Consider the following 11,219-nt stretch of genomic DNA (forward strand, 5'->3'; position numbering starts at 1 on the left):
ATGAGCAACTACAATCTAAGTGAAGTTAAAGAAATGGCCGATGGGGACGAAGATTTCATGAAAGTGGTGGTACAAACGTTTTTGGAAGAAATCCCACCAGACGTGGAATCTATGAATCAAGCTATTGATAACGATAATCCCACCCTGGCTTATCAATATGCGCATAAAATGAAACCAAACCTACAACTATTTGGATTGGATCTTATGGACCAGATTCAGGTGATAGAAGCCTGGGCCAAGGAAGGTAAAAAGAAGGATAATGTACCTGAAGCTGCTGCAAAAATTAGCAGAAAGGTAAATGTAGCCCAAATCGCTTTAAAACGAGACTTCGAACTGGATGAAAGCTGAAATAATTACTATTGGCGATGAGATTTTAATTGGACAAATAATAGATACCAATTCTGCTTTTATCGCAAAAGCATTAAATAAAATTGGCATAGCCGTAAAGCAAATCTCTACGGTAGAAGATGAGCGAAAGCATATTTTAGATGCTTTGCAGGAAGCGAAACACCGTGCCGATATCGTGATTCTTACCGGCGGCTTGGGACCCACCAAAGATGATATTACAAAAGATTGTTTGTGTGAATTCTTTGATGATTCCCTTGTTGAGAATAAAGCTGTTTTAAAGCATATAGAGCATCTTTTTGAAAAATATATAGACACACCCATTTCAGATCTTAACCGTAGGCAGGCGATGTTGCCTTCAAAAGCTTCCGTGTTAATTAATAAATACGGTACAGCCTCGGGAATGTTGTTTGATACTGGAGAAAAGGTTTTTGTATCCTTGCCGGGGGTACCTTTTGAAATGAAATCTTTAATAGAGACTGAAGTGGTGCCCAAACTTCAGCAAAGATTTAAAAGACCGGTAATTTTGCACAAAACCATACTTACTTATGGCGTGGGGGAAAGTGCTGTTGCTGAAAGAATAGAAGCCTGGGAAGATGCACTGCCCGCTTATATTCGTTTGGCATATTTACCTAGTTTGGGAAGAGTGAGACTGCGACTTACGGCCAAAGGAGAAGATGAAGCATTTTTAAGAAAAGCTATTGAAGCCCAGGTTGAAACCCTGCACGAACTCATTGGAGATATTATTGTGGGGTACGAAGAAGAGGATACTATAGAGGTGCAAATTCAGGGATTGTTGACTAACATAGGAGCTACACTAGCCACAGCAGAGAGTTGTACCGGCGGGCAATTGGCCAGCTTGCTAACTGCTAACCCGGGAGCTTCCAAATTTTTTAAGGGAAGTGTGGTGAGTTATGCGACCAGCGCAAAAATAGAGGTGCTGCAAATAGAGGAGGAGCTTATCGAAAAGCATTCGGTTGTGAGTGAAGCCGTAGCTATAGCAATGGCAAAAAAAGCAAAAGAATTATTTAAAACCGATTATGCAATTTCTACTACTGGCAATGCCGGCCCGTCTAAAGGAGATAGTGATGCCGAAGTAGGCACCGTTTTTATTGGAATCGCGACGCCAAACGAAACCTATGCCAAAACTTTTAATTTTGGAAACCATAGGGAAAAAGTGATTGGCAAAGCTGTAAATAAAAGTATGGAATTGATTCGAGCTGAACTTTTTAAACAGGATCAATAGTTTGCTGAAAAGAACAAGCTCAAGTTGGCAGTCACAGTTCCAGTTGGCAGTCACTGTATTCAGTTTACAGTCGCAGCTTGCAGTAGTGTGTCTAAACAACAAACACCAAACAGTTTCCACAACAGCAAGAGATCGCCACGTCCTTCGTCCTCGCGATGACTTTTTTGGTCAGACCTTGAACTTTAAACTTTGAATCTTGAACCAGAAAACTTGAATTTCAACAGCACTTAATATTTTTTAAATTTAGTGTTGTTTGTTAGATGAAAAAATCGTTAATTTGCAGCCTGTTTTGAAATAACGAGAAAAGAATAGAGCAATGTCAAGAGTTTGTGAACTTACTGGTAAAAAAGCAATGGTTGGGAACAATGTTTCTCATGCTATGAACAAAACCAAACGTAGATTTAATGCCAATCTGGTAAAGAAACGTTTTTTTATTCCTGAGGAAGATAAATGGGTGACTTTAAAGGTATCTACATCTGCACTTAAAGATATTAATAAAAAAGGCATCTCTGCTGTAATTAAAGAAGCAAGAGAAAAAGGATTTTTAAAAAAATAATCCGGCTAGTATAAAAACACATTACAATGGCAAAGAAAGGAAATAGGGTACAGGTTATTTTAGAATGTACCGAGCATAAAAACACCGACAAACCGGGAACTTCAAGATATATTACTACAAAGAATAAAAAGAACACGCCAGATAGGATGGAGCTTAAGAAATTTAACCCTATCCTTAAGAAAATGACGGTTCATAAAGAGATAAAATAATTAGTTATGGCAAAGAAATCAGTTGCATCGATACAAACAGGGTCTAAAAGATTGACCAAAGCAATAAAAATGGTTAAATCTTCAAAATCTGGTGCCTATACTTTTGTTGAACAAATTATGGCACCCGAAGACGTGAACGACTTTTTAAAGAAAAAGTAAGCATACAAATTCCTGAAAAGATACATTTTCAAAGCCGTCTGGATAATCTCTGGGCGGCTTTTTGTTTTTGTGTATATTTACATTTGAAAATCTCAGGATTTCAATGCTGAATTTTGTTGATTCTTAAACCTTCCAAAAAATGAGCTTATTTAAAAAGATATTTTCGAAAGACAAAAAAGAGAATCTGGATAAAGGACTGGAAAAGTCCAAATCCAGTTTTATGTCTAAAATGGGTAAGGCGGTCGCCGGAAAATCTAAAGTTGATGAAGAGGTACTTGATGACCTCGAAGATGTATTGGTGAGCAGTGACGTGGGCGTGGCTACAACTATTAAAGTGATAAACAGGATTGAAGAACGTGTGGCCCGGGATAAATACCTGGGGACCGATGAATTAAATAAAATCTTGCGGGAAGAAATTGCCGGACTTTTATCTGAATCTGAAACAGGTGAAGCCGCCAGCATTCAACTGCCAGATGTGAAACCTTATGTAGTGATGGTAGTGGGCGTTAATGGCGTGGGGAAAACAACTACAATTGGTAAACTGGCCCATCAATTTAAAGCTTCGGGTAAAAAAGTAGTACTGGGTGCTGCCGATACCTTTAGGGCCGCGGCTATAGACCAGTTACAAATTTGGGCAGACCGTACCGAGGTGCCTATCATAAAACAAAAAATGGGAAGCGACCCTGCTTCCGTAGCTTTCGATAGTGTACAAAGCGCTGTAAAACAAGATGCCGATGTGTTGCTTATTGACACTGCCGGCCGACTTCACAACAAAGTGAACCTTATGAACGAGCTTTCCAAGATTAAACGGGTGATGCAAAAAGTAATCCCAGATGCACCACACGAAGTGCTTTTGGTTCTAGATGGTTCTACGGGACAAAACGCTTTTGAACAGGCTAAGCAGTTTACTGCTGCTACCGAAGTGACTTCCCTGGCCGTGACCAAACTGGACGGTACCGCAAAAGGCGGTGTAGTGATTGGTATCAGCGATCAATTTAAGATCCCAGTAAAATATATTGGGGTTGGCGAAGCTGTAGAAGATTTGCAGGTGTTTAATAAGTATGAGTTTGTAGATTCTTTCTTTAAACAATAGCAACGAATTATTTCTTCTAATTTTTAGAGATCACTATAATCAAACAAACCGTTTAAAAATTATCTAAATGAGGCAACGGAATTTAAAAGCACTAATTAGTAAGATCATCTTATTTTACTGTGTTTTTTATGGCGTGATGAAGTTAATCGCAGTTTTTTTTCAGGGAGCCTGGCCTTTGCCAAACCTAATTATGGCCATTCCATTTATTGTCTTTGCAGTAATTGGCGGTCTCATGTTAAAACGCGATACCTATTCATGGATATATGTTGCTGCCGGCGTAATTGTGATAAGTATTGTACGTTATTATGAATTGGAATGGATACAGCAATTGCAACTTTATTTTAATTGAATACTATGAAACCTCAAAAGTATTTTCCAGATGAAGTTTACCTAAATGGTAAATGGCTAAAGCACGATGAGGCTTGTGTTTCGGTTTTTGATAGGGCGTTTATGCTTGGCGATGGTATTTATGAAGTGACTCCTTTTTACTACGGAAAAGCTTTTCTTTTAGAAGCACATTTAAACCGACTGCAAACCTGTCTCAACAAGATACAAATAGATTTTGATGCGTTTTCCCTGAAGCCTACCGTGAAAGAAGCCATCTCCCGTGCTGGTTTAGGTAATAAGGATGCCGCGGTTTACATTCAGGTGAGCAGGGGAGTGGCTCCCAGAACCCATTACTACCCCGAAAAAGTAAAAACCACAATTTTATTGTATGCCTTCCCGGTTACATTAGAAGGTTTTGAAAATAAAAATTGGGACGTGCTGGTTTCTGAAGATAAGCGCTGGCATCGTTGCGATATAAAATCTACCGCTTTACTCGCCAATGTGATGGCTAACGAAGAAGCAGTATCCAGGGGCTTCAATGAAAATTTATTGATTAGGAAAGGATATTTTACCGAAGGTTCCCATACCAGTATCTTTTTTGTTAAATACGGCATGGTTTTTACTCATCCTGCAAATAATGATATCCTGGAAGGTATCACGAGGAATTTTGTTATCGAGCTTTGCGCCGAACTGGATATAGAGGTAAAAGAAAAGGCTGTTCACGTAGATGAACTGGTAGAGATAGATGAGATTTTTCTTACCGGCACCACCACGCAAATCGTTCCTGTAAATACTATAACCCGCGTCGAAAAGAGGGTTTATACTGCCAAAAAAGACCAAATCACCCGGAGATTACAAAAGGTTTTTTTTGAGAGGACGAGGGCGAAATAGTCTATTATTTGTTTAAAAGTTTGCTTTTGCCAATTAAGTCTAGTGTTTTTGATGGATTAAATTTTCTATGGTTTTATCCTTGTTATAAATCATTTTTCGGCCAATTGAGAAAGTTTAGGAGTTCTTTACTTATTATGCTTACCTATATATGATTCGTAGTCGGTAGATTCTCCTTTTTTTATTTGATTTTGAGCAGTTTTAATCTCTTGTTTTTGCTCAGAAGTAAGTTCATTCCAGAAGTCGTCCGATTCTTCTTTCTTAAAAATGCTTTTTATAGATTGAATGATTCTGAGATTATTGGTGTTTAATAACAATTTCGCCAGTTCTTTTTTTTCGGTTTGAATATCCATCTTTTATCATTTATAACAAAAATAAGAATTCTTAAGCTTATTAAATTTTTTAGTGATCTTCTTTGAACGGTTGCCGATTTAAAATATCGTAAGTTGTAGAGTAGGGACGCGGACTTGTTAGATTAGCTTTTTTCTTTCTTGGTTTTAAAATTACATTTCTTCGGCAAAACCCGTTAATTGCGATGAGCCAATTTTAGGCCTAGTTAATCTTTTGTGCCAATTGGATCAATATTTACAGTTTGACTTTGTTTTAATTTCTCTTCAATTTTTGTCTTTTCCTTTTCAAGATTTTCTTTTTCAATACGAGAGTGCCAAATAATAAATAAGTTTAAGGTGTTTGCGAAATGTTTATTATTATCTGAAAGAGGAATGAGAATTGGAAGATAGGTTTTTACAGTGCTGCAATAACTCCTTCCTATTGTTAAAAAAGCGATATTTTCATCTGCTACGCCCGACACAAAGAAAACAGCAAAACTCTCTAAAGCATTGAATAATTCTAAAATAGGTACATCGTCGATTAATTTCAGCAAATCTTCTGGTTTCTTTAAATCAGGATTTACTGTAATACGTTTATTAGCAATTATAACTTCTGAATCTTCAAAAAACTTCACATTTTCTTCTTCCAATTTTCTATATATTAAATTCATTTTTGGGATCAAGTTATTTAAAAAATAATCACATTTTTCGGCTGAAAGTTTATAAGATTCTCTTTTTGAACTAAGCTGTCTACTTTTTCGTGATTCATCAATTTGGTTTTTCGTCTGTTTTATTTGCCCCAAAGCCTTGTAGGCAAAAAGAGCTAATAAAGGAGTACTCAAAAAATAAATAATTTCTAAAATGTCTTTCGTGAGTTCCATAATTGGGTGGTTAATTGGACATAATTTGGTTCATCTGCATAAATCACCCACATCCATAGAGATTTACTGGGATAAGCTAACTGTTCCCTCAAATATAAAGTAATCTAATGGTTTAAAACTACGGAATACCGTATAATGAATACTTTTTTTACACAGGGTTTTTAACATTGATTAATAAATGGAAAGGTCTAAATTTAGCTTCTTCGTAGATTGATTTAATTTAATCTCCAGAATTAGAAACTCCAATGATCTAAAATTTTACAAGCTATTCCAATAATTTTTGATGCTTCAGGAATTGAGCTATACTCATTGACATCTTTGCAGAAAATAGTAACTGCTATTGGCCTTGAATATTTCAGTATGAGACCCCCATATTTCTGGCTACGAGGCTATCAAGTTGCTCAAGGTCTAATATTAATGCTAAATGATCTTGTGTTAATGATGATTCCTTGTTTTTCCGTAGCCACTTTTTCAATTCGACCATTTTAAAATAAAATGATGGAGACTTTAATTCAAGCTGCAGGTTTGCCACCTTTTTTTCTATGGCGCTCTTTTTTTCTTTAATCGCATTGACAATCTCCACAGCAGAATCAAAGTTCAACTCCTTTTGTTCGAAATTTTTTAAAAGTTTGCATTCAAAACTGGCACATTGTTTCGGTCTCTCGGAATAAATAGTACATCCAGCGCAATACTTATTACATGGATTAAGAAAAAAGCCGTTACCATTGTCATCTATTATATCCATTACCTCTTTCATTCGAGGTAACTCGTCATTTTCGAGCTGTACGAAACCAATCAAGGTGCCGTCACAGCAAAGCCCACAAGACAAACAAATATTTGATGAATCTTTCATGTTTTCTCAATTTAGGTTCTGTCTTAGTTTTATCTTTTTAAAGCGCTGTGTTCTCTTAAAATTCTTAATACTTCCTCTTTTGGCAAGGCTTTAATAGTCCGGTTTTTAAATCCTGTGCAAGTTTCTGCCATAAAAAGCGAGTTTAAAATGGCTTCTTCCGTAGCTTCTATAGTCGCCATAAATAGGGGAGACATCAAGTCATTGGGGACTAATTCTTGCTGCAAACGTTTTTTAGTGATTTTGTACGGAATACGCATTTCTTTGGCAGTGGAAAACGCGATCACATAATCGCCGCTGCCGTTGGAAGCGATTCCACCGGTTTTAGCAAGTCCCAGGAAAGCGCGTTTCGCCAGACGCTCCAAATTCCGACTATCTAATGGAGCATCTGTCGCGACAACCATCATACAGGAACCGTCAACATTATTCAGTAAATTGTCCCTAAAACTATAATTTCCCAATTTTTGTCCCACGGGAACTCCGGCGATTTGTAAGACCCCCCCAAAATTACTTTGTACCAAAACGCCCAGAGTATATCCGCCAAGATCTTCCGGAAGTTTTCGGGAAGAAGTGCCTATCCCACCTTTATAACCAAAAGCAATGGTGCCGGTACCGGCACCCACATTTCCTTCAGCAACCTTTCCAGAGGAAGCATTTTTAATAGCTGCGATCACGTCTTTATTTTCAACGTGTTGTCCGCGAATGTCATTCAAATAGCCGTCATTGGTTTCTCCCACCACCGCATTCACCGAACGTACATTTTCGTTACCGGGAAGCTTGAGCGTATATTTTATTACCGCATCCATGGCGGTGGCTACATTAAGAGTATTGGTAAGGATTACCGGGGTTTCCAAATTCCCGAGTTCGGTTATTTGAGTACTCCCAGCTAATTTACCGAAGCCATTTCCCACAAAAACTGCTGCCGGAACTTTCTCCTGAAAAATATTACCGGCGTGTGGAAGAATTGCCGTAACCCCGGTTCTTACCGAATCTCCCCTTATTAATGTGGTATGTCCAACTTCTACGCCCAGTACATCGGTAATCGCATTTTGCTTGCCTTTTTGCATCACGCCAATTTGCAAGGGAAGTTCATCTACCCGCTGTTGTGCTTTTAAGCTGCTTAAGCTGAATATGATAAAAAATAAAAGTGGTATTATTTGCTTCATAAAAATGCTGTTGAGCCCCGGAAGGTACGAAATTGATGAAACTTACATTTAAAAAAATTGAGCATTAAAGCTTAACTTGTTGTAGTTCAAATTATAGGTTGTATCTTTGCACCCGCTTTTAAGAAGGCGAATAAGCTTAGGGAGACCTCACAGGTTTCAAAAATCTGTGAGGTCTGTAGTCTAAAATAGAATGGTATGAGGACAAAGACGTTAAAAAAGAATCGTATAAACGTAGTGACACTTGGTTGCAGCAAGAATGTGTATGACAGTGAGGTGTTGATGGGGCAGTTAAAAGCCAATAAAAAAGAGGTAGTACATGAGCAGGATGGAAATATTGTGGTAATTAATACCTGCGGATTTATCGATAACGCGAAAGAAGAATCGGTAAATACCATTCTGGAGTATGTAGACCAAAAACAACAGGGCGAGATCGATAAGGTTTTTGTTACCGGTTGTTTAAGTGAGCGTTATAAACCCGATCTTGAGAAAGAAATTCCGAATGTCGATCAGTATTTTGGCACTACAGAATTACCCGGACTTTTAAAAGCGCTAGAAGCCGATTATAAGCACGAATTGCTGGGCGAACGATTAACGACTACTCCAAAAAATTACGCTTTTTTAAAAATTGCCGAAGGTTGTGACCGGCCTTGTTCTTTTTGCGCTATTCCGCTTATGCGTGGTGGTCATAAATCTACACCGATAGAAGACCTGGTGCGCGAAGCAAAAAGCCTGGCGGCAAACGGTGTGAAAGAGCTAATACTTATTGCGCAAGATCTCACCTATTACGGGCTTGATCTTTATAAAAAGCGGAATTTGGCTGAATTGTTGGAAAACCTGGCAAAAGTTGAAGGAATAGAGTGGATTCGTTTGCATTATGCTTTCCCTACCGGATTTCCAATGGATGTGCTGGATGTAATGAACCGTGAGCCTAAGGTTTGTAATTATATCGATATTCCGTTGCAGCATATTAATACGGAATTACTAAAATCTATGCGCCGTGGTACTACCCACGAGAAAACCACAAAACTACTGAAGGATTTTCGTAAAAAAGTACCTGAAATGGCGATTAGGACTACGCTAATTGTAGGCTACCCCGGGGAGACCGAAGCGCAATTTCAGGAGTTGAAAGAATGGGTAGAAGAGATGCGTTTTGAGCGTTTGGGTTGTTTTACCTATTCTCATGAAGAAAATACCCACGCTTTTAATTTGAAAGATGATGTGCCGCAAGAAGTAAAACAGGAGCGTGCTAACGAAATCATGGAAATCCAAAGTCAGATTTCCTGGGAATTGAACCAGCAGAAAATTGGAGAAATCTTTAAAGTAGTGATTGATAGGAAAGAAGGGAACTACTTTGTTGGAAGAACCGAATTTGATTCACCCGATGTAGATAACGAAGTGCTAATTGATGCCACTTCGCGTTACCTCAAGACCGGCGAATTCTATGAAGTAAAAGTTACCGATGCTGCCGATTTCGATCTATATGCCGAGCCACTGGAAGAAACTCCCAAACCGGTGAGAAAAGATTTGAAAGTGAAGAGCTTTTAGAAAAGGTATAGTGTAGATTGATTGTGAATTGTATATTGTATAAAGTAGATTGTAGATTGATTTGGGAAAAACTAATTTTCTCTATTCTCTATTCTCTATTCTCTATTCTCTATTCTCTATTCTCTATTCTCTATTCTCGTTTTAATAATGTAAAAATATTCCCTGCGGAAAAGGTGTCCAAAGACAAGCTTTAAGTCCCGAGGATTTTAATGCGGTATTCGCCCAGGTATTGCAGGTTTTAAAAAGGCTGAAAGAAGTTCTGGCTGAATAAAATGCATCATTGCGGTAGTAATGTAAATCTGGGATAGGCTGAACTTCTTCAGAATTTTTCTCGCTTAATGTTTCTAAAATATAATCCTTTAGCTTTGAATATTGCTTTTCGTTAACCGAAATTTTTACCAGGTTTTCTGAAACCGGTGCTTTTTCATAAAACCTTGTGTGCAACGCACTTTGAGATTTTAGAAAAAGCGTTTTAAATGCTACGTCTGCTTTTAAATCTTCCCACTGCGGCGTATTTCTGTAAAATTGAAGGTCGCCCCAACCAAATCCGATAAATTTAGGGTTTTGGGGTTGCGATAAAGTATGTACCGGTTTAAAAATCGTATCCCAGGAAATGATTTTAGAATTTACCGGCAGCAAAATATCGGTATGCATATCCTGTTTATAGAGATAAATTTCCGTATAAGATTCCGTAGGTTTTAAATTGGAGTTTACAGGAATTAGTGAGCCTATAATTGCTAAAACCAGGTAAATAATTGGTAGTGCAACCAGGATTAAAAGTGATTTTAGGATAATGCGTAAACCTTTTTTCATAGGTTTAAGTTATTGAAATTTTATGTTTCCTTACAAACCTGACTTTTTTTACCGTGACAGACAGGATTTTAGAACGCGACGAACCCCTGCACTTATGAGATGGCCTTATGAATTCTCCACAGAAAAAAGAAGTGGCGTCATCTTTCTGGGGTGAAAATCCTTCTAAAATTTTAAAATATTTACTATATTTCCCGTAATATTTTGAAAACTTATGTCGCAAATTTCTAAAAAGGTCACTTTTTTCCGAAGAAACTATTTTTATATTATAGGAGTTGTTTGGTTGTTTCTAGGAGTTGTTTTATTGGTTGCAAAAGCTTATCCTTTTCTTAGCTATACTTATACTGTACTGGGGCTAATCTATGCCGGTTACGCTTATTTTAAAAAAGATCTGCCACGAGAGTTTATTCGATGGGATGATGAGAAAATTGAAATAAGCGAATGGCAACAAAGTACTAAAACTTATTTCTGGAAAGATGTTGATAGCATCTATGTTTCAGAGTTAAATCTTACTATTAAATCTGGAGTTGCCAATGGAACAATGGTCGCATTGGATAATTATTCTAAAGCAAAGATTAAAAAGTTGAGAACTGCGTTGGCCGATTTTAATAGTTTGGCAGTTGTATAATGTGTTGATGTGATAATATGCTAATGTGATGATTAGCAAATCAAACAACAAACCCCAAACAACAAACGATAGATTGCCGCGCTCCTGCGTCGCTATCATTGACGTATTTATGTAACCAACTGTTTTTCAGAAAGTTCATATCCGAGTTTTCTTGCTATTTTCAAGATATTTCGTTGTTTTTGTTCGA

General features: G+C 37.5%; 15 protein-coding genes. 10 read left to right on the top strand and 5 right to left on the bottom strand.

Going from position 1 to position 11,219, the window contains the following annotated elements; all coding sequences use genetic code 11:
* The 8 genes from BUA71_RS16695 (at position 1) to BUA71_RS16730 (ending at position 4,826) form a co-directional block, all read left to right on the top strand.
* Positions 1-348: an Hpt domain-containing protein gene (locus BUA71_RS16695; RefSeq protein ID WP_072881823.1), complete on the top strand. Its 348-nt coding sequence runs from the start codon at positions 1-3 to the stop codon at positions 346-348.
* On the top strand, positions 338-1,591 hold the full coding sequence (locus BUA71_RS16700; RefSeq protein ID WP_072881825.1) for a competence/damage-inducible protein A: 1,254 nt from the start codon (positions 338-340) through the stop codon (positions 1,589-1,591). Before BUA71_RS16695 ends, BUA71_RS16700 begins: the two co-directional genes overlap by 11 nt.
* A 316-nt stretch (positions 1,592-1,907) precedes the next feature.
* The gene (gene rpmB, locus BUA71_RS16705; RefSeq protein ID WP_037320239.1) at positions 1,908-2,147 is read left to right on the top strand and encodes a 50S ribosomal protein L28; all 240 of its coding nucleotides are present in this window, start codon (positions 1,908-1,910) and stop codon (positions 2,145-2,147) included.
* A gap of 26 nt (positions 2,148-2,173) precedes the next feature.
* Positions 2,174-2,356 carry a 50S ribosomal protein L33 gene (gene rpmG, locus BUA71_RS16710; RefSeq protein WP_072881827.1) on the top strand — a complete coding sequence of 61 codons (183 nt, stop codon included), beginning with the start codon at positions 2,174-2,176 and terminating at the stop codon, positions 2,354-2,356.
* Between the two features lie 6 nt (positions 2,357-2,362).
* Complete coding sequence (locus BUA71_RS16715; protein WP_072881828.1) at positions 2,363-2,515, top strand: DUF4295 domain-containing protein; 153 nt, start codon at positions 2,363-2,365, stop codon at positions 2,513-2,515.
* A gap of 139 nt (positions 2,516-2,654) precedes the next feature.
* Positions 2,655-3,608, top strand: coding sequence for a signal recognition particle-docking protein FtsY (ftsY, locus tag BUA71_RS16720; protein WP_072881830.1), 954 nt, complete (start codon positions 2,655-2,657; stop codon positions 3,606-3,608).
* Positions 3,609-3,675: 67 nt separating this feature from the next.
* On the top strand, positions 3,676-3,957 hold the full coding sequence (locus BUA71_RS16725; RefSeq protein WP_072881832.1) for a hypothetical protein: 282 nt from the start codon (positions 3,676-3,678) through the stop codon (positions 3,955-3,957).
* Positions 3,958-3,962: 5 nt separating this feature from the next.
* Entirely contained in the window at positions 3,963-4,826 is an 864-nt protein-coding gene (locus BUA71_RS16730) for an aminotransferase class IV (protein ID WP_072881834.1), read from the top strand.
* A 125-nt stretch (positions 4,827-4,951) separates the two neighbouring features.
* Here BUA71_RS16730 and BUA71_RS16735 read toward each other — a convergent pair whose 3' ends face one another.
* The 4 genes from BUA71_RS16735 to BUA71_RS16750 form a co-directional block, all read right to left on the bottom strand.
* The gene (locus tag BUA71_RS16735) at positions 4,952-5,176 is read right to left on the bottom strand and encodes a hypothetical protein (protein ID WP_072881835.1); all 225 of its coding nucleotides are present in this window, start codon (positions 5,174-5,176) and stop codon (positions 4,952-4,954) included.
* 203 nt (positions 5,177-5,379) lie between these two features.
* Complete coding sequence (locus tag BUA71_RS16740; RefSeq protein WP_072881836.1) at positions 5,380-6,033, bottom strand: hypothetical protein; 654 nt, start codon at positions 6,031-6,033, stop codon at positions 5,380-5,382.
* Between the two features lie 355 nt (positions 6,034-6,388).
* On the bottom strand, positions 6,389-6,886 hold the full coding sequence (locus BUA71_RS16745; protein WP_072881838.1) for a YkgJ family cysteine cluster protein: 498 nt from the start codon (positions 6,884-6,886) through the stop codon (positions 6,389-6,391).
* Between the two features lie 29 nt (positions 6,887-6,915).
* Complete coding sequence (locus BUA71_RS16750; protein WP_072881839.1) at positions 6,916-8,049, bottom strand: DmpA family aminopeptidase; 1,134 nt, start codon at positions 8,047-8,049, stop codon at positions 6,916-6,918.
* 195 nt (positions 8,050-8,244) lie between these two features.
* On the opposite strand from BUA71_RS16750, the gene rimO reads away from it, so the two are divergent.
* On the top strand, positions 8,245-9,594 hold the full coding sequence (rimO, locus tag BUA71_RS16755; protein WP_072881841.1) for a 30S ribosomal protein S12 methylthiotransferase RimO: 1,350 nt from the start codon (positions 8,245-8,247) through the stop codon (positions 9,592-9,594).
* Between the two features lie 141 nt (positions 9,595-9,735).
* On the opposite strand, the gene BUA71_RS16760 is transcribed toward rimO, so the two are convergent.
* Positions 9,736-10,407, bottom strand: a complete 672-nt coding sequence (locus BUA71_RS16760; protein ID WP_072881842.1) for a TIGR02117 family protein — start codon at positions 10,405-10,407, stop codon at positions 9,736-9,738.
* A gap of 211 nt (positions 10,408-10,618) precedes the next feature.
* Here BUA71_RS16760 and BUA71_RS16765 point away from each other — a divergent pair, with 211 nt between their 5' ends.
* A complete protein-coding gene (locus BUA71_RS16765; protein WP_072881844.1) occupies positions 10,619-11,032 on the top strand; it encodes a hypothetical protein in 414 nt (137 codons plus the stop codon).
* Positions 11,033-11,219 lie beyond the last annotated feature (187 nt).

This window comes from Salegentibacter echinorum, from assembly GCF_900129445.1.
GTDB classification, from domain to species: Bacteria; Bacteroidota; Bacteroidia; order Flavobacteriales; family Flavobacteriaceae; genus Salegentibacter; species Salegentibacter echinorum.